The sequence below is a fragment of the Ruegeria sp. AL1 genome, from assembly GCF_056540905.1.
This window is the reverse complement of record NZ_JBQFXP010000009.1, coordinates 81,928-98,561: the sequence shown is the minus strand read 5'-3', so window position 1 is coordinate 98,561 and position 16,634 is coordinate 81,928. Positions and strand designations below refer to the sequence as shown.

Here is a 16,634-nt window from a genome sequence, read left to right as displayed (position 1 = left end):
ATCATGGGGGTGAATTGTGCCCTAAGCCAGAACTGTTTCCGGCATTTTTGTGAACTGTTCTAAAAAAACAAAAAATCCGGCCAGTCAGAATAACCAGCCGGACAATGGTGGTGTGACCGCGTCAGGCGTTCACGTCAACAACAACGCGCCCCTTGACCTGCCCTTTGAGAATATCGGCCCCGAGTTGTGGCAAATCCGACAACGTGGCTGGATGAACCATCGCCTCCAATTTATCCATCGGCAGGTCGGTCGCGATGCGGGACCACGCACGCACGCGGTTGTCATAGGGCTGCATCACACTGTCGATGCCCAGCAGATTCACTCCGCGCAGCAGGAAGGGAATGACCGTCGCCGGCAAAGCCGCACCGCCGGCCAGACCAACAGCAGCAACGGACGCGCCATATTTCATCTGTCCCAGCACACGGGCCAGCATCTCGCCGCCAACCGCATCCACGCACCCGGCCCAGGTTTCGCTTTCCAACGGGCGCTTGGTGGTCTCGTTCAGTTCCTCCCGCGGAACAATCGTCGTGGCTCCCAGAGATTTCAGGTATTCCCCGGTTTCCGGCCGTCCGGTGACTGCAGCGACCTCATATCCCAGATTCGCAAGAATAGCGGTTGCGACGGACCCCACCCCTCCGGCGGCGCCGGTGACCAGAACCGGCCCGTGCCCAGGCTCCAGACCGTGATCTTCAAGCGCCATAACGGCCAGCATGGCGGTAAACCCGGCCGTTCCAACAGCCATGGCCTGACGCGCAGACAACCCTTCTGGCAATGGAACAAGCCAATCGGCGCGGGCGTTCGCCTTCTGCGAATAACCGCCCCAATGCGCCTCTCCGACGCGCCAGCCGGTCAGCACCACCTTGTCACCAGCCTTGTACCGGTCATCAGAGGAGGCTTCGACGGTTCCGGCATAGTCAATCCCCGGAACATGTGGATAAGCGCGAACCAGCCCGCCCCCTTTCGGTGACATGCACAGCCCGTCCTTGTAATTCACTGTCGAGAACTCGACGGCAACGGTCACCTCACCTTGAGGCAGCGCGTCCAGCGAAAGCTGCCGGACCGACGCACCGGCCAGCCCGCTGTCTTCGTCTTTGTCCATAACCAGAGCATTGAACATGTTTGTTATCCTTTCGTTTTCCGGTGATCCGCCGCAGCGTTTCGCCTGATCAAATCCAAAAATGAGGCCGCACAACCGCGTCGCGCATGCCGACGGGTGTCTCAACTTCCAGCGCAGTCCCGGGGTCCCAATGGCTGAGCCGCAACATCCCGATAGACACGTTGGTTTCGTAATCGGGGGACCAGGCCGAAGATGTAACCTGCCCCACGCGCTTGCCATCGACGAAAACAGCCCAGGGCCGGTCACAGATCGGGACTGCATCGCCTTCGATCGAAATCGGACGAATTTGTTGCACCGGCCCTTCCTTGGCAACCCGCAACAACGCGTCCCGTCCGATACAACCGATGGCCGTATGAGTGTTGCAGAACTTGCCTAGGCCGCATTCATGCGGCGTGTTGTCGTCGGTCATGTCATTGCCATAGGACAGCAATCCACCTTCGATGCGCTCGATCAGGTTCGGGCATCCGGCGCGCACATTCAGGTCTTCGCCCGCTGCAAACAGAGCATTCCACAGCGGCATGCCGATATCGCTGCCCTCGACATAAATCTCAAAGCCGCCTTGTTTGGAGTAGCCCGAGCGTGCAACCGCCAGATCACGGCCCTCAAACTGGAACATGTCGAACTTGAAAAAGCGGATATCCCGCACGCGGTCGCCAAAGACCCGTGACATCAACTCATCCGCCTTGGGGCCCTGAACTGCCAGCGGAGAGACGTCCGGTTCATCCACCAGAACGTCCAGACGATATCCGTTGGCCAACCCTTTGACCCAATAAAGCAAATCGCTATCCGCAATCGAAACCCACCACCGATCCTCGGACAGCTTAACCGCCACAGGATCGTTCAGCATGCCGCCAGTTTCATCGACAATCGGGACGTAATAGCACTGTCCGGGCAACATGCCGCGCAAGTCGCGCGGAGTCAGCATCTGCATCAGCCGCGCCGCATCCGGTCCGCGCAGTTCGACCTGCCGCTCGCACGAGACGTCCCAGACCTGAACATGTTGCTTCAGGTGACGGTAGTCATCGACCACGCTTTCAAACACGGTCGGCAGCAGCATCCGGTTGTAAACCGTGTATGCCTTGACCCCTGCGGCCTCGACACCTTCGGAAAACGGTGTTCTGCGCAGTCGACGAGATACGGAAATCTGAGCCACCTAGACCTCCTGAGGTAGAAAAACCAGATCACTGACCGGCGCGGCCGAGCCTGATTGCGTCAGCATTTGATGCAACTGGCCGCGATGATGGGTTTGATGGTTGAACATATGGATTACGCATTGCGCGTAATCCCTTGTCACATCAGCTTCTTTCGCTGCTGAATACCACGTGAAATCACCTGTCAAAGGCGCGGTACCCAGGCTGTTTGCCCAGTCGGCAATTCGCTGGTCGATCTGGTCGCGCAATGGCAACCATTCGGACAGATCAGCACAAAGACCAGTGCTTTCAGGTATTCCGCCTCCCGGTCCTGCACCTTTGTCAAGACGGGATATCCAAATCCAATCCCCCCACAGAAGGTGGTTCGCCGTTCCCATGATCGAGCCAAAAAAGGCTCCCTGATCGCGGGTGAGCACCTCTGCAGGCAACGCAGACAGAAAGCCCTTCAACTGGCTGTTCTGCCAGATATTATAGCGGGCCATTTGCCGAACATATGCCCCGGTTATCATCATTTGGGTCCGTGCCAGTCGATCGGGCAGATCTCGGCCGACTTGCCGCCGAAATCCCAGACGCGGCCATAATCGCGCACTTTGGATTTTGTACCTCGCGCAACGATAATATCCGGACCCATCCAGTATTTCGAGTTCGACACCATCACCGGATGCTCGGGGTCTTTCCCTGCCAGCATCTCGATCTCGCCCTGAATTTTGCGGCCAATGGCGATCCGGCGCTTGTTGCCATCGCGTTCGATCTGAACAGGGGCACGCTCGGCGCCGATAATGTCGCTGACCAGCATAGTGAACAGCCCCGTCGTGCCTCCGGCCTGTCCGCTGAAGATTTGCAGCAGGCCATTATAGGCCTTACCGCTGGCGCGCTCGTCCACATAGGCCGCGACTTTCCACTGGCCTTCCCCCATACGGCCTGGGATGTCGACCAGAAGACCCACGTTCAGACCCGACAGGTCTTCGCCCTCAAAGTGACCCTCGTCGATGATGATCCCCATCCACGCGTGGCAATGCCCCTCGGTCGGAGGATGCGCACCAAGCGAAACGACACATGGGCAAAACACATCGCACGAGCAATTGAGGATCAGCTCACCCTTGACGGCCCAATCTGTCGGGCTCATCTCGCGCCGCTTGGGGTTGGGCATACGACTGTCGATACGTTGACTGATCGGTAACCGGTCGGCATCTGGTTTTCTGTTTTTAGCCATAAGGTTAACCTCCGTAGATAAAGGGATAGACGAACAGGCCAACGCCGCCTGCAATTAGAACGAAGCCCATTGGGCGCGTGATGACATGACCGATCTGGGGCAGCTTTTCGACCACCATGAACAGGGTCGCCAAACCCATCCACAACAGGCTCATGACACCGCCGACAAAGCCGAGCGCCATGAATCCCCAGCAGCAGCCGACACAAAATGCGCCAAGGCCAAGACCCATGCGAAGACCGCCGGTGAATCCCGTTTTCCAGTGACCTAAAAAATAGGTCATCGGAGCATGGCAGACGCCATGGCAGACCTCTTTCGCTCGGGAGAACTGAAAGGCACCGACGACAATTAGCAAACCGCTGGCAAAGGTCGTGGATTTCGCAATGCCCAGCATGTCTACAACGCCGCCAAACAACAGCATCAGCTGCACCCCGGTGATCAGTGCGGCGAACCCGACCCAGACAATGAAATACCCGGTTAACACGCCGATCCAACCGGCGCGCGCCCCATTGGCGCTGCGGATCAGATCGTCATAGCTGCGCAAGGTCGGCACCAGTGTCGGCAGCATCATTGCTGCCATCATGATCGCCCACATCCAGAACAACGGTCCAAATTCTGCCATGGGCATATACATGTCCATGCGCGGATCCATCGCGGCCATGGCCTGCCCCATAGGGCCCGGGCGTCCGATCCAGTCCAGATCCATGCTCTGGCTCATTGCGTACATCATCCACCACGCCCAAAGGATCGCAGCGTAAAATCCCAGCCACATGCCATTGCGTAGAACCGTGCGACTCACCTGCCCCTCCCGACTCAGAGCTTGCAATTCAAATGTCAGACTTTTAAATGTCAGACAAATAAAAAATCAACACCGCAGGCCCTTGCCTTGAAAATCGACCCCCAGAACCCGGCCGACCTGTCGGCCCAGATCGCTCAGGCCATTCGCGACGCCATCATCTCGGGCCGGCTGATAGTGGATGAGCGTTTGCCGTCGGAAACTGAGCTGTCAGAGCAGTTTCAGGTGTCGCGCCCTACAGTGCGCGAAGCTCTTAAACGCCTTGCTGCGCAATCATTGATCCGAACGCAACGCGGTGCAACCGGGGGCGCTTTTGTCAATCGTCTGAGTTTCGAAGACGCCTATTCGCAACAGATCACAACCTCGACCCTGTTGCTGTCGATGAATGCGGTCAGTTTCGATACCGCCTGCGAGGCGCGTTATGCGTTGGAACGCGCCTGCGCCCCGATGTCAGCTCAGCGCCGCACCGCGGATCATTTGGCCACAATGCGGGCCGAGATCTTCCGGCAATCCCAGCCGGGCCTGACGGATGAGGCATTCTGCGCGTCAGACGTGGCCTTTCACCGGGCTTTGGTCGATGGCGCGGGCAATCCGGTTCTGTCCTATCAACTGGCAGGTGCGGTCGAGGCCATGCAACCGCTGATGAACATGATCACGTTTACCGAACGGTCGCGGGAAGAAATCATCGCCTTGCATAATCAAATCGCTGACGCGCTGGACGCGCAGGATGCGGCAACGGTTGACGAAAAACTCGTGGCATTGGAAGGATACACCCGCCAACTGGCGCAAAATGTGGCCGAGAGCCGTCGCAAACGTGGATAATGCGCCCTTTTCAACAGGCTGGAACGGGTTAACTGTGTTCAATGCAATCCGAGTGAGAACCGAATGACCACGACCCTGAACGTTATCGCTGCGCTTCTGACAATCGGCTTTGGCCTGTTCGGATTTCTCGCCCCGGCCTGGACCGCAACATCACTGGATCTGGCCCCGACAGACAGCACCATGGGCCTCAGCGAAATGCGCGCCTCGGTCGGCGGCTTGTTTGTCATCACCGGGATCGCTGTGCTGTGGCTGAACGCGCCGATGGCCTATGCGATGTTGGGCGTGGTTTATCTGGGCGCCGCCTCGGGGCGCTTTCTGTCGGTCATTCTGGATAATCCACCCTTTGCCAAGGCGATGGTTTTTGGTGGAATCGAATTGGTTCTGGCGATCTGGCTGATTGCCGCTAACATGAACCGCGCCACGTAGAATATTGTTAACCCAGTAACTTATTCAGTGTATTCCGCGTTTGCATCCCTGCCGATCCTCACCTATATACAAAGGGTCCTTCGGGACTATGGACATAAACGCGCTCGTAATAAGCGGATCGGACCCGGGGGCGGTACCCGGCGGCTCCACCAACCATCCTTCGTTTGGGGATTTCGGGGCCGAAACAGGATCGACGAACGTCTAAAGGGGTTAGCTTTGTCTCGGCTGTCTGCCACCGTTACCGGCGAAAATAGTACAATTGCAAACGACAATCGTGCTCCGGTTGCAGTTGCTGCGTAAGCAGTAACAAGACCGAAACTTAAGCCCTTGCGCCTAGCCGCGTAAGGCGGGGTTCGCAGGTACCTGGCAACAGAAACCTGCATTTTTCCGATTATGTCTGCTTTTTGTTGTCTTGCTCAGGCAAAATTCAGAGTTTGTTCATTTCTATCGGTCACCTTCAGGTCGAAAGACAGGAGGGCCAAGATGACGAATTCCGACAGGCTGCGGGCGTGGTATTCCGAGGTTTGGGAAAAAGGGAACACGGACGCGATTGACGACTATTTCGCTCCGGACACATTAGCCGAGGGGCTGATCCCGGAAATGCAGGTCGGCGCGGATGACTTTCGCGATCTGGTCATGGCGTTTCGGCATGTTCTTGGCAAGATCACCGTGGAACTCCCCAAGGTGATCGAGCATGGGGATTGGGTTTCCGGCATCCTGCATGTTCGCACGTTCCGTGCTGACAATGGTGCGCCTCTGGAAGTCTCGGGTCAGGTCATGGCCCGTTTTCAAGGCGACAAGATGGTCGAGGCATATAACCAGTTCGATTTCGTATCTCTGTTCGAACAGTTGGGTCAGTTTCCGCAAGACACGTTACCGATATGTATGACCGGGCAACGTCTGGATTGGGCCTGACCTTGCCGCAAGCTTGACCGCACAGCCCTGCCACGTTAGCAAAATCCCCAAGGGGTTAGCTTGCGAACACCCCACCAAACGGCAGCTCAAGTTCGCATGGATCCGATTTGATAAGGAGACATGCTGTGGCTGCCCCAAAAGCGATTACCACGAAACAACACATGCGTTTGGTCGAATCGCCGCATGCGCCGGTTCTGATCGACAGGGATGCCGATGTCGAAGTTGCGGTCGACCCTTTACTGATCTTCGATGCGCCGCTCTGCATGGCGGAAATCATCCGCGCAGCGCGTAACAACCGGTACCATCTGTTGCCAGAAGCAGTTGGTTTGGGGGCGGTATCTATGCGTCGGTATTGTCGAGTCCTCGACGATCACCAACGGCCAAAGGCAGGTATGTCGCTTTGTGATGCATTGTTTCGACGGACCTGCGACGGGTTCGGGGAAGGTCACGCATGACCCCGCCCTCGCTACGCGAACTGTTCCGGGTTTTCGGCCGGATCGGCCTGTTATCCTTCGGCGGTCCTGCCGCTCAGATTTCGCTGATGCATCAGGAACTCGTTGAACACCGCTCTTGGTTGGACGAGCAAACTTTCCTGAGGGCATTATCCCTGTGCATGTTGCTGCCCGGACCTGAAGCCATGCAACTCGCCACCTATGCGGGTTGGCGTTTGCGTGGTGTCCGAGGCGGTATGATCGCCGGTTGCCTGTTCATCCTTCCCGGTGCGCTGATCATCGCGGTTCTGGCCGTCGCCTATGCCTTTTTCGGAGCGCTTCCGCTGGTGCAGGCCGGATTTCTCGGGGTCAAAGCCACGGTGATCATCATCGTTTTGCAAGCCTTGCGGAACCTGTCACGCAAGGCAATGACCGAACGGTCACATCGTCTGATCGCCGGTCTGGCATTCTTTGCAATTTTTGCGCTTAACCTACCCTTTCCGCTGATTATCCTTGTGGCGGTTATTTGGGGCTATTTCTGCACGGCTGAAAACGTCGGCGCCGTCGACACTTCCCCTCAGCCTCTGTCGTACCCTCTGCGCACGGCCTCGGTTTGGTTGGTTTTGTGGCTTGCTCCACTGTTTGCCTTGCAGGTTTGGGGGCATGACTTGCTGAGCGATTTGGGATGGTTCTTTGCGCGTCTGGCCGTGGTCACCTTCGGCGGCGCATATGCGGTTCTGGCCTATATGACACAAACCGTGGTCGAGACATATAACTGGATCAGCACCGATCAGATGATCGATGCGCTTGGGCTGGCCGAAACAACCCCCGGCCCGTTGATTCTGGTCACCCAGTTCGTTGCCATGCTCAGCGGGCAGATTGCGGGTGGAACGTCGCTGGCTATTGCTGCTGGCATTGTGGCCCTTTGGGCGACATTTGTACCGTGTTTCTTGTGGATTTTCCTCGCTGGACCGTTCCTCGACCAAATCTCGGCGCGACCGCGCCTGAGCGCGGCGATGCGGGGCATCACGGCTGCGGTCGTCGGCGTGATTCTCAACCTTTCGGTGTGGTTCGGATTGAATGTCCTGTTTGCCAATATATCGAACCGCACCTTCGGACCGGTCACTCTTCCAGTCCCTGACGTTATGACATTGGACCTGTCAGCGCTGATTTTAACAGTTCTGGCAGGGGCGTTGATTTTTCAGCTCAATTTCGGCTTGGCCAAGACATTGGCGATCATGGTTCTTGCCGGGATGGGGATGCAATTTTTGTGATCAATACTGTTTCAACCAGCCTTTCGTTTCCGACCGAATCCCTTATGCTGAACGCGACCACTTTCGAGGATTGATAATGTCGCAAGACATCGACTACGGGAATCTGATGCACTCGGCGATGCGCAGTCTGATTCAGACTGTGCTGACGGATGTGGCGGAAAAGGGCCTGCCCGGGGCACATCATTTCTTTATTACTTTCGACACCCGGTACGAAGGCGTCGAACTGGCCGATTGGCTGCGTGATCGTTACCCGGACGAAATGACAATAGTCATGCAGCACTGGTTCGAAAACCTTGAGGTCGGCGATGACGGCTTCGCCATCACGCTGAATTTCGGCGACGCGCCCGAGCCGCTTTACATCCCCTATCTGGCGATCAAGACATTTGTCGACCCGTCAGTAGAATTCGGTTTGCGATTTGAAAGCCCCGATGACGAGGATGAGGCTGACCACTTCCCTGAAGAGTCGATCGAAGTCGAAGCCGAGGACGAACCTCAGCATGACGCAGACGTGGTCTCGCTGGACAGTTTCCGCAAGTAAGTCGCGCTCAGTAAACAAACGCCTCAGCGTTTTTCGAGAAATGTCTCAACCGAGCGCGATTTGACCCCATCGCGAAACCGCGAGAAGGACAGGTTCAGGCCGCCTTCGGTCAAGGTGCGGTCGAATTGCTGCAACTCGTACCCCCCCGTTTCCGAGATGAAAAGAGAGAATACTGTCAGGGTCTTGCCGTCGATTCGGCCCCAGACAAAGGGTTCCCCCTTCATCGGGTCCAGCGGCACTTCGTGACCGAAAACATTGCGCTTCATTGCAGCGGAATAGACGTCCGGGCGGTCTGACACTTGAAAATCGACCGAGTACTTCTCGTCTTTGACACGGCCATCCGGCTTGTAGGTCGTCGTCGTCCAACTGATGTTGAAGCCACCTTTTACCTCGTGAATCGACACGCTCATGTCGCGCGGCGTGGCGGTGCCATCGGTGTCCACCACCTCGGCTGAGCCGACATAATCCCCGACGAAGGGCTCGATGCTGGCCGCATGCGCCTGATTGGCCCAGGCGGCCACCCAAAATGTGATTGCAACGGCGCAGTACGCAGCGTGCAAAGGCATATCAAAAAGTCTTACACGCATCAGAGCCTCCGTTGATGTCTGATCTCTATCTTAAACCTAGTGCGGTCGGGTACAATGGCACTGTTTTCGCTAACGTGTATTATTTGCAGGTTCGTGCCGTCTATACCTTTGAAAGGTCCGGGTTTATGGTGCGCGCAACTGGCCGATTGCGCTACGGCTCTGCTGTGGTAAACGGCATGCAATTGCATACCAGACGGAGTGACCGATGTCCCAGACCCGCACCGAATCCGACAGCTTTGGCCCGCTTGAGGTGCCTGCCGACAAATACTGGGGCGCGCAGACCCAGCGTTCGATCATGAACTTTCCCATCGGCTGGGAAAAGCAGCCGGTTGCGATTGTTCGCGCGCTGGGCGTGATCAAGAAAGCCTGCGCGATGGAGAATAAATCGATCGGCAAGCTGGATGCCAAAATTGCGGATGCCGTCATTCAGGCCGCAGGGGAAGTCATTGATGGCAAGTTCGATGACAATTTCCCTCTGGTTGTCTGGCAGACCGGTTCGGGCACGCAGTCGAACATGAACTCGAACGAGGTCATTGCGAACCGCGCAATCGAAATTCTGGGCGGCGTGATCGGATCAAAGGACCCGGTACATCCGAACGATCACTGCAATATGGGCCAGTCTTCGAACGATACATTCCCCACCGCGATGCATATCGCCACAGCGATGAGCGTACGCGATGTTCTGATGCCGGGTCTGGAAAAACTGGCCTCTGGTCTTGAGCAGAAGGCAAAGGAATTCGCAGGCATCATCAAGATCGGGCGCACGCATACTCAGGATGCGACCCCGCTGACGCTCGAGCAGGAATTTGGGGGATACGCACACCAGATTCGTCAGGGCATCGCCCGGGTCGAGGCCGCCATGCCCGGAATTTACGAGTTGGCACAAGGCGGTACAGCTGTCGGCACCGGTTTGAACACGCATAATGGATGGGACACCGCCGTGGCCGCGAATATGGCCGAGATTACCGGCCTGCCCTTCGTCACTGCGCCCAACAAGTTCGAGGCTTTGGCCGCGCATGACGCCATGGTCTTCTTGTCGGGCGCGCTGGCGACCGTCGCAGGGTCCTGCTACAAGATCGCCAACGATATCCGCTTTCTCGGGTCCGGTCCCCGGTCCGGTCTGGGAGAGTTGGTGTTGCCGGAAAATGAACCGGGCTCGTCCATCATGCCGGGCAAGGTCAACCCCACACAAGCCGAGGCGCTGACTCAGGTGGCCGCGCATGTGATGGGCAATGATGCGGCGATCAAGTTTGCCGGTTCACAGGGCCATTTCCAACTGAACGTCTACAACCCGATGATGTCTTACAATTTGCTGCAATCCATTCAATTGCTGGGCGATGCAGCCGACAGCTTTACCGAACGGATGCTGCTGGGCATTCAGGCGAATGAACCGCGCATCGACAAGCTGATGAAAGAATCGTTGATGCTGGTCACCGCACTGGCCCCGACAATCGGCTATGACAACGCGACAAAGGTTGCAAAAACGGCGCATAAAAACGGCACCACCCTCAAGGAAGAGGCGATTGCGCTGGGCTTTGTCGATGCCGAGACCTTTGACGCGGTTGTGCGTCCGGATCAGATGATCGGCCCGAAAGACTGATGGGCAAGCCGATTAACCTCAACCGGTATCGCAAGGAAAAAGCGCGGGCTGAAAAGAAGGCCCGCGCGGATCAGAACGCTGTTAAGTTCGGTCTGTCCAAATCTGAAAAAGAAATCGACCGACGGCTTCAGCAGAAACAACAGCGCAACCTCGACAATCATGAGTTGGATGAATGAGCGGACCTCCGGTCAAACGCTCATTGACTTTGCAGGGACACCGGACCTCGGTCTCGCTTGAGGATGAGTTCTGGTCGGCGTTCCGTGATATCGCCAGAGAAGAAAAATTACCCATCAATGTGTTGGCGGCGAAAATTGACGCACAGCGTGATCCCGAAACCGGTTTGGCCTCGGCCATTCGGGTCTTTATCCTGAACCGTTACCGAAACCCGGATTGATCCCCTTGCACGTTGTTCCCTCCGGCGGTTAAGCTTTTAGGAACAAAGAGAGTACACATGACCGATACTGTGACCGGTCCTGACGGACAACCGAGATGCTTTTGGTGTAACGCCGCGCCCGAGTTCTTTGAATACCACGATAAGGAATGGGGATATCCCGTTGCCGAGGATCAGAGGTTGTTCGAAAAGCTCTGTCTTGAGAGCTTTCAGTCGGGGCTCAGTTGGCGCACAATTCTAGCCAAGCGCGAAAACTTTAGAAAGGCGTTTTTCGGCTTTGATTTCAACAAGGTGGCGGACTTCTCTGATGTTGATATTCAACGGCTTCTCAACGATCCCGGTATCGTGCGTCACCGCGGCAAGATCGAAGCCGTGATCAACAATGCGCAGCGCGTGTTGGAGTTGATTGAGGCCGAAGGCTCTCTTGCCGCATATGTCTGGCGTTTTGAACCGGAAAACCCGCCCGAACCCCGGACCGTCTCGACTTCGGTCGAGTCGATCGCGATGTCCAAAGACCTGAAAAAACGAGGCTGGAAATTCGTCGGCCCAACAACGGTCTATGCGTTCATGCAGGCGATGGGCTTGGTTAATGACCACGCAAGAGATTGCGTGATGCGCGAAAAAGCGGCGCAACTGCGCCGCGATTTCACCAAGCCGGAATAGCCCCCGGTTTACACCGAAGCGCGATAAATCTTGTCGATATTGCTGCCCAACGCGCCGTTGAACACGTCATCGGATTGCTGCTTGGACAACCCTTCGGTCAACGCGCGCGAGAATGACGCGATCATTTTGGTGTTCTGATCCAGCAAATCACAGGCCTCGGCGGTCGAATACCCGCCCGACAACGCCACAACCCGGATAACGCGCGGATGGTCGGCCACGTCGTCATATAGGTTGGCCTGACTGGGCAGGGTCAGTTTCAGCATCACCTCTTGCCCTTCGGACAGTTGATCAAGGTTCTTGAGAAGCTCAGCCTTCAGGATATCTTCGGCCTCGACCTTGGTTTCCGAGTGTATGTTCACCTCGGGCTCGACAATTGGAACCATGCCGGCATCGGTCACCTCACGTGCAACATCGAATTGCTGTGCGACAACGGCGGCGATCCCTTTGGCGTTTGCCTCATGAATAACCGAGCGTTCCTTGGTGCCAAACACGCCCTCGGCATTCGCAAGGGTCTCGGCCAAGCCGGGAATTGGCTTCATCAATTGAACGCCGTCTGCCTGATCCTCAAGTCCTTTGTCGATCTTAAGAAATGGCACGATGCCTTTGACAGACCACAAAAAATCGGCAACCTTTCTGCCGTCAATCTCTTCTGCCAAAGTGCGTTCGAACAGGATCGCGCCTATTACCTTATCCTTGGTGAAATCGTCAGCCAGAATGATCCGGGCGCGCATTTTCTGAATTTCGTCGAACATTTCGGCGTCCGATGCGTAATCCGAAGCTTCCACACCGTACAAGGCCAGCGCTTTGGGGGTCGAGCCCCCGCTTTGGTCCAAGGCTGCGATGAATCCTGCACCGTTGGACATTTGCGCACGCTGTTCTGACTTGGACATAACCAATTCCCATTCAATATGATTCCGCTTTGAAAATCGCATACATCAAGGCGTGGTCGGATGGTAGCGTGTTAGCGCTCAACCACGCGCAACCAGATGCCGTCTTTTGATCGGACGGTCAGATGCGCGACCGGTACGGGCGTTCTGCCCTCGATTGTTTCGAACCTGAACCGACGCAAAAGCATCGACAGAATCAAGGGACCTTCGATCATTGCAAAGCCCGCACCGGTGCAGACACGCGATCCGGCCGAAAAGGGTATGAACGCCGTGCGTTGGCAGGTGCGACCGTTTTCGGTGGCCCAACGTCCCGGATCAAACGCATCCGGGTTGTCCCACAGACGCTCATGCCGGTGCAAGTGCCAGGGGCTGACTACGATCTGTGATCCTTTGGGGATATCTCTGTTACGGAACCGTTCAGGGCATGCCGCCTGACGTACCATCATGGGAACCGGCGGGTACAGGCGCAGAGCCTCCCGAAATACATCCCGGCTGTTATGCAGGCGCGAGGCTGACGAGAACGAAATCTCTCCAATAGCCTCTATCTCGGAAGCAATCTTATCCTGCCAGTCCGGATAAAGCGCCACAAGATACAGCGCCCACGCCAAAGCCGAAGCACTGGTTTCATGACCGGCCAGAAAGAAAATGGCAACCTGATCGACCATTTCCTGCGTGTCAAAAGCCCGGCCCGTTTCAGGATCGGTTGTGGTCATGATCTTGGTCGCCAGATCATCAGGTGCCAGACCCGAGGCAATGGCCGCCGCCCGGTCCGCTGTCAGGCCCTGAATCAACCCCCGGATATCGCGCGCGGTCCGGCGAGTTTTGCGGGAGTGAAACCGGGGTATCCAGCGCGGCATCGGAAGGAATGCGGCGAGATTCAGCAAAGGTTGCTCGCGCTGATAGTCCCTGAATTTCTCAAAGACCTGCGCTGCCACCTCATGCTCGATGGGAACCGAGAACAGGGTTCGGAAAATCACGTCCGCAGCCGCGTGGCTTGTGATTTCCTCGCATTCAATTGCGCCGCCAGCATGATTTCGCAGACGGTCCACGCAGGCCTCAGCCGCCGCGCGCATGGCGGGAAACGTATCCTTTAGCCGACCTCCTGCGAAGGCCGGGTCAATGATACGGCGCTGGCGTTCCCAGTCTTCTCCGTTCGTCAGAAAAACCGAATTCCCAAGCAGGGGGCGCAAGCCTTCGCTGATCCGGCTGGATTTCGGGAATGCTTTGGGGCGGGATTTGAGAACGGTTTCGACAAGTTCCGGCTGGTTGATCATGTAGGATCGGAAAAAGGGTGTCCGAAATTCGGCCATCCACGCCCGGTAAAGGCGCTGAGGTTGCGCCGAAAGCAGGTCACGCCGAAACAGCTTGAGATATTGCCACAGAGACACCTGGTCCGGTCGGGCCTCCGGTTTCGGCGGGGTCATGCCGTCACCGTCGTGTATTTCGATACTGATCTTTCTACGCGTGATTTTGACGGTGCGCGACCGGCGAAGCGTTGCCCAAGTGTCAACGGGCCCGCAGTTATCCGAAAATAGTCATACTCACCGGGCTTATCAAACGCGCAGAGATATTGGAAATGCAGGCGGAAAAACCGCCACCGCAAGCTGGTCCAGGTCTCTGGCGACAGGGTTTGCGTGAAGGCGGCGGACAGGACCAGCGGCCAGCGTTTCGCCGGGCCGGCCACGCCACTGACGGCCACCGGATCACATAGGGCAAAGGTGCAACCATCGCCCGGGGCGGAAACGTCGATCCACGTCAGCTGCTCGTGCTCCGACAGGTATTTCAAATCCGCGCGCAGTTTATGGGCATTGGGAAGAAAGGACATCATCGGCACCACCTGACCGAGCGTCAGGAACGACAGGGTTGGTCCCTGGTGCCTAGTGCTGCGCCGCCTTAAGAGATTTGCCATCACACTTGCCCCCAAATGGGCACCAGAGCTGTGACCAACTATCAGAATCTCGTCTGCATCAGACGCAGTCGCCTGATCAATCAGATCGGTGAACGCGTCCAACCGGGATTGCAAATCGGGCGAATATGACCCTTTCAATCGGGCCGAATGCGCATAGTCGTGCATCAGGTAATAGGCGAATAATTTGTTGTCGACCTTTCGAAACCACCGCAGTAAAGCCCAGAACAACACCACAGCCGGGGCCAGCGCTGTCCACCACAGCATAGGTTTCAGTACGTAGAGAACCGCAACAGACAAAGCCCCGGCAATGAGCACCTGCAGAACCAACATGCCAACCGGATAAAGCGCTGCGATAACAGGTCCTTTGCGCAAGGTCATCAACCGCCACAACGTGCCTGTGGACGCGTAGATCCACGCTGTTTGCAACAGTTGCAGATAGGTAGCCGGGATCGATCGGTCCATGCTGTTGCGCACGATATCTGACCAGAGCAGAACTTCGATATCCGTCTGAACCTTTGTACCGTCCTGCGTCGACGTTATATGCCACCCATAAGGGCCGTCACCAGATTTTGCCCGCACAGCGATGTCATAACCCGAGATTTCCGCTTGGATACTGCTTTCTTTGCGATACAGTTCCCGGTACCGACGCGGATGGATCGGATCATAGCCGGGAATATAGAAAACCCTGCGTTTTCGGACCTGTGGTTTGGATCGCACACTGCTCATTTCGGCGCAGCGTAGCGCAGCAATCTTAACAAGGTAAGACCATTTGCCCTGATCGCTGGGCGCCGTTTTACCCGAAGGCGGCCAGAGCGGGGAAGGTCTCCAGCAGCCACCAGCTGAACTCGGTGAACAGCCCGGTGATCAGCATGATGCCAACAAACAGAAGCAACCCGCCCATCACCTTCTCGATCGTAGCCATATGCGGTTTGATCCGGTTCATCACCGCCATTGAGCGGTTCAGGAACATCGCCGCCAGCAGGAACGGAATGCCCAATCCGGCTGCATAAACGCCCAGAAGGAAAGTCCCGCGTGCTACCGAGGCCTCAGACGCGGCCAGAGACAGGATCGCACCCAGCTGCGGACCGATACAGGGGGTCCAGCCAAACGCAAAAGCAAGTCCCAGAATATAAGCCCCGAAAACCGATCCGCCGGAATCCCCGGTTTCGACCCGGGCTTCACGGTCCAGCAGTGGAATACGGAAGACGTTCAGGAAATGCAGTCCAAAGACAATGACCACCGCGCCCGATATCTTGGCGAACAGAACCTGATTCTGTATGACGAAAGCACCAAAGGCAGAGGCCGTGAAACCAAGCAACAGGAACACGGTCGACAAGCCCAGCACAAAGAACAGCGCGGTCAGGGTTGCCTTGCGGCGGGCTTGCGCCTGATCCTGCATCTCATTGATGGACACACCGCTCATATACGCGAGATAGGGCGGCACAATCGGCAGCACGCAGGGCGACAGAAAGCTGATCAAACCACCCAGCATTGCGATGAACATGGCGGGCAGCAGGCCCGCGTCTATGATATCAATTCCGAACATGTGACTGCACATATGGTATGAAACGCGCCACGTCACGAGGCCATTCGGTCACATCATCGTGCGCGCCCGCTGGACAGTAGCGCGGGTTGCAAATATTTGAAACGTATGACTGAAGATACCGAGACACTGGACGCACTGGGTTTGTTATGCCCCCTGCCCGTTCTGAAAGTCCGCAAACGACTCAGATCCGTGCCAGCCGGAGGGTTGTTGCGTTTGCTGTCGGATGACCCTGCCGCCGCAATAGATGTGCCGCATTTCTGCGCCGAGGCCGGACATACCCTGGTGTCGCAGGACGACGCCGAGGACCATCAGGTCTATCTGATCCGAAAGTCCGAATGATACCGGCGGAATTTACTAATGCCCATAAAAGA

21 protein-coding genes and 1 other RNA gene are annotated in these 16,634 nt (G+C 56.6%); 12 read left to right on the top strand and 10 right to left on the bottom strand.

What is annotated here, in order from left to right:
* Positions 1-121 precede the first annotated feature (121 nt).
* The 5 genes from acuI to ACRZ9X_RS15170 are packed head-to-tail and all read right to left on the bottom strand — an operon-like array spanning position 122 to position 4,250.
* Positions 122-1,117 (bottom strand): acryloyl-CoA reductase, encoded by a 996-nt coding sequence (gene acuI, locus ACRZ9X_RS15190; protein WP_480520297.1) that lies wholly within the window; start codon positions 1,115-1,117, stop codon positions 122-124.
* Positions 1,118-1,166: 49 nt separating this feature from the next.
* A complete protein-coding gene (locus tag ACRZ9X_RS15185; RefSeq protein ID WP_480520295.1) occupies positions 1,167-2,270 on the bottom strand; it encodes a dimethylsulfoniopropionate demethylase in 1,104 nt (367 codons plus the stop codon).
* Positions 2,271-2,777, bottom strand: coding sequence for a DinB family protein (locus ACRZ9X_RS15180; protein ID WP_480520293.1), 507 nt, complete (start codon positions 2,775-2,777; stop codon positions 2,271-2,273).
* The gene (locus tag ACRZ9X_RS15175) at positions 2,777-3,481 is read right to left on the bottom strand and encodes a DUF1326 domain-containing protein (RefSeq protein WP_480520291.1); all 705 of its coding nucleotides are present in this window, start codon (positions 3,479-3,481) and stop codon (positions 2,777-2,779) included. Before ACRZ9X_RS15175 ends, ACRZ9X_RS15180 begins: the two co-directional genes overlap by 1 nt.
* Before the next feature lie 4 nt (positions 3,482-3,485).
* Complete coding sequence (locus ACRZ9X_RS15170; RefSeq protein WP_480520592.1) at positions 3,486-4,250, bottom strand: DUF2182 domain-containing protein; 765 nt, start codon at positions 4,248-4,250, stop codon at positions 3,486-3,488.
* A gap of 114 nt (positions 4,251-4,364) precedes the next feature.
* On the opposite strand from ACRZ9X_RS15170, the gene ACRZ9X_RS15165 reads away from it, so the two are divergent.
* The 7 genes from ACRZ9X_RS15165 (at position 4,365) to ACRZ9X_RS15135 (ending at position 8,680) form a co-directional block, all read left to right on the top strand.
* On the top strand, positions 4,365-5,096 hold the full coding sequence (locus ACRZ9X_RS15165; RefSeq protein WP_480520289.1) for a FadR/GntR family transcriptional regulator: 732 nt from the start codon (positions 4,365-4,367) through the stop codon (positions 5,094-5,096).
* Between the two features lie 63 nt (positions 5,097-5,159).
* On the top strand, positions 5,160-5,522 hold the full coding sequence (locus ACRZ9X_RS15160) for a DUF4345 family protein (RefSeq protein WP_480520287.1): 363 nt from the start codon (positions 5,160-5,162) through the stop codon (positions 5,520-5,522).
* A gap of 36 nt (positions 5,523-5,558) precedes the next feature.
* Positions 5,559-5,906, top strand: a transfer-messenger RNA (tmRNA) gene (gene ssrA, locus ACRZ9X_RS15155).
* Positions 5,907-6,005: 99 nt separating this feature from the next.
* The gene (locus tag ACRZ9X_RS15150; RefSeq protein WP_480520285.1) at positions 6,006-6,437 is read left to right on the top strand and encodes an ester cyclase; all 432 of its coding nucleotides are present in this window, start codon (positions 6,006-6,008) and stop codon (positions 6,435-6,437) included.
* Positions 6,438-6,562: 125 nt separating this feature from the next.
* Positions 6,563-6,892, top strand: a complete 330-nt coding sequence (locus ACRZ9X_RS15145; RefSeq protein ID WP_480520283.1) for a hypothetical protein — start codon at positions 6,563-6,565, stop codon at positions 6,890-6,892.
* On the top strand, positions 6,889-8,142 hold the full coding sequence (gene chrA / locus ACRZ9X_RS15140) for a chromate efflux transporter (RefSeq protein ID WP_480520281.1): 1,254 nt from the start codon (positions 6,889-6,891) through the stop codon (positions 8,140-8,142). The genes ACRZ9X_RS15145 and chrA overlap by 4 nt, the downstream gene beginning before the upstream one ends.
* Before the next feature lie 76 nt (positions 8,143-8,218).
* Positions 8,219-8,680, top strand: coding sequence for an SspB family protein (locus ACRZ9X_RS15135; RefSeq protein ID WP_480520279.1), 462 nt, complete (start codon positions 8,219-8,221; stop codon positions 8,678-8,680).
* A 23-nt stretch (positions 8,681-8,703) separates the two neighbouring features.
* Here ACRZ9X_RS15135 and ACRZ9X_RS15130 read toward each other — a convergent pair whose 3' ends face one another.
* On the bottom strand, positions 8,704-9,267 hold the full coding sequence (locus tag ACRZ9X_RS15130; protein ID WP_480520277.1) for a hypothetical protein: 564 nt from the start codon (positions 9,265-9,267) through the stop codon (positions 8,704-8,706).
* Positions 9,268-9,472: 205 nt separating this feature from the next.
* Between ACRZ9X_RS15130 and fumC the strand changes: the two genes are divergently transcribed.
* Genes fumC through ACRZ9X_RS15110 form a run of 4 tightly spaced genes read left to right on the top strand, consistent with a single transcriptional unit; the run spans position 9,473 to position 11,921 of the window.
* The gene (gene fumC / locus ACRZ9X_RS15125; RefSeq protein ID WP_480520275.1) at positions 9,473-10,867 is read left to right on the top strand and encodes a class II fumarate hydratase; all 1,395 of its coding nucleotides are present in this window, start codon (positions 9,473-9,475) and stop codon (positions 10,865-10,867) included.
* Entirely contained in the window at positions 10,867-11,043 is a 177-nt protein-coding gene (locus ACRZ9X_RS15120; RefSeq protein ID WP_480520273.1) for a DUF4169 family protein, read from the top strand. Before fumC ends, ACRZ9X_RS15120 begins: the two co-directional genes overlap by 1 nt.
* Entirely contained in the window at positions 11,040-11,261 is a 222-nt protein-coding gene (locus ACRZ9X_RS15115) for a ribbon-helix-helix domain-containing protein (protein WP_480520271.1), read from the top strand. The genes ACRZ9X_RS15120 and ACRZ9X_RS15115 overlap by 4 nt, the downstream gene beginning before the upstream one ends.
* A gap of 57 nt (positions 11,262-11,318) precedes the next feature.
* Entirely contained in the window at positions 11,319-11,921 is a 603-nt protein-coding gene (locus ACRZ9X_RS15110) for a DNA-3-methyladenine glycosylase I (RefSeq protein WP_480520269.1), read from the top strand.
* 8 nt (positions 11,922-11,929) lie between these two features.
* Here ACRZ9X_RS15110 and ACRZ9X_RS15105 read toward each other — a convergent pair whose 3' ends face one another.
* From ACRZ9X_RS15105 to ACRZ9X_RS15090, 4 genes are all read right to left on the bottom strand, one after another.
* Positions 11,930-12,811, bottom strand: coding sequence for a fructose bisphosphate aldolase (locus ACRZ9X_RS15105; protein ID WP_480520267.1), 882 nt, complete (start codon positions 12,809-12,811; stop codon positions 11,930-11,932).
* Between the two features lie 71 nt (positions 12,812-12,882).
* Positions 12,883-14,232, bottom strand: coding sequence for a cytochrome P450 (locus ACRZ9X_RS15100; RefSeq protein ID WP_480520265.1), 1,350 nt, complete (start codon positions 14,230-14,232; stop codon positions 12,883-12,885).
* A complete protein-coding gene (locus ACRZ9X_RS15095; protein ID WP_480520263.1) occupies positions 14,229-15,443 on the bottom strand; it encodes a hypothetical protein in 1,215 nt (404 codons plus the stop codon). The genes ACRZ9X_RS15100 and ACRZ9X_RS15095 overlap by 4 nt, the downstream gene beginning before the upstream one ends.
* Before the next feature lie 67 nt (positions 15,444-15,510).
* Positions 15,511-16,263 carry a cytochrome c biogenesis CcdA family protein gene (locus ACRZ9X_RS15090; RefSeq protein ID WP_480520261.1) on the bottom strand — a complete coding sequence of 251 codons (753 nt, stop codon included), beginning with the start codon at positions 16,261-16,263 and terminating at the stop codon, positions 15,511-15,513.
* 105 nt (positions 16,264-16,368) lie between these two features.
* Here ACRZ9X_RS15090 and ACRZ9X_RS15085 point away from each other — a divergent pair, with 105 nt between their 5' ends.
* The gene (locus ACRZ9X_RS15085; protein ID WP_480520590.1) at positions 16,369-16,602 is read left to right on the top strand and encodes a sulfurtransferase TusA family protein; all 234 of its coding nucleotides are present in this window, start codon (positions 16,369-16,371) and stop codon (positions 16,600-16,602) included.
* Positions 16,603-16,634 lie beyond the last annotated feature (32 nt).

Coding starts and splice junctions, on each gene's coding strand:
- acuI (WP_480520297.1), bottom strand. CDS start 1,117: ATGTTCAATGCTCTGGTTATGGACAAAGACGAAGACAGCGGGCTGGCC.
- ACRZ9X_RS15180 (WP_480520293.1), bottom strand. CDS start 2,777: ATGATAACCGGGGCATATGTTCGGCAAATGGCCCGCTATAATATCTGG.
- ACRZ9X_RS15175 (WP_480520291.1), bottom strand. CDS start 3,481: ATGGCTAAAAACAGAAAACCAGATGCCGACCGGTTACCGATCAGTCAA.
- ACRZ9X_RS15170 (WP_480520592.1), bottom strand. CDS start 4,250: ATGTGGCTGGGATTTTACGCTGCGATCCTTTGGGCGTGGTGGATGATG.
- ACRZ9X_RS15160 (WP_480520287.1), top strand. CDS start 5,160: ATGACCACGACCCTGAACGTTATCGCTGCGCTTCTGACAATCGGCTTT.
- ACRZ9X_RS15150 (WP_480520285.1), top strand. CDS start 6,006: ATGACGAATTCCGACAGGCTGCGGGCGTGGTATTCCGAGGTTTGGGAA.
- chrA (WP_480520281.1), top strand. CDS start 6,889: ATGACCCCGCCCTCGCTACGCGAACTGTTCCGGGTTTTCGGCCGGATC.
- ACRZ9X_RS15135 (WP_480520279.1), top strand. CDS start 8,219: ATGTCGCAAGACATCGACTACGGGAATCTGATGCACTCGGCGATGCGC.
- ACRZ9X_RS15130 (WP_480520277.1), bottom strand. CDS start 9,267: ATGCGTGTAAGACTTTTTGATATGCCTTTGCACGCTGCGTACTGCGCC.
- fumC (WP_480520275.1), top strand. CDS start 9,473: ATGTCCCAGACCCGCACCGAATCCGACAGCTTTGGCCCGCTTGAGGTG.
- ACRZ9X_RS15120 (WP_480520273.1), top strand. CDS start 10,867: ATGGGCAAGCCGATTAACCTCAACCGGTATCGCAAGGAAAAAGCGCGG.
- ACRZ9X_RS15115 (WP_480520271.1), top strand. CDS start 11,040: ATGAGCGGACCTCCGGTCAAACGCTCATTGACTTTGCAGGGACACCGG.
- ACRZ9X_RS15110 (WP_480520269.1), top strand. CDS start 11,319: ATGACCGATACTGTGACCGGTCCTGACGGACAACCGAGATGCTTTTGG.
- ACRZ9X_RS15105 (WP_480520267.1), bottom strand. CDS start 12,811: ATGTCCAAGTCAGAACAGCGTGCGCAAATGTCCAACGGTGCAGGATTC.
- ACRZ9X_RS15100 (WP_480520265.1), bottom strand. CDS start 14,232: ATGACCCCGCCGAAACCGGAGGCCCGACCGGACCAGGTGTCTCTGTGG.
- ACRZ9X_RS15095 (WP_480520263.1), bottom strand. CDS start 15,443: ATGAGCAGTGTGCGATCCAAACCACAGGTCCGAAAACGCAGGGTTTTC.
- ACRZ9X_RS15090 (WP_480520261.1), bottom strand. CDS start 16,263: ATGTTCGGAATTGATATCATAGACGCGGGCCTGCTGCCCGCCATGTTC.
- ACRZ9X_RS15085 (WP_480520590.1), top strand. CDS start 16,369: ATGACTGAAGATACCGAGACACTGGACGCACTGGGTTTGTTATGCCCC.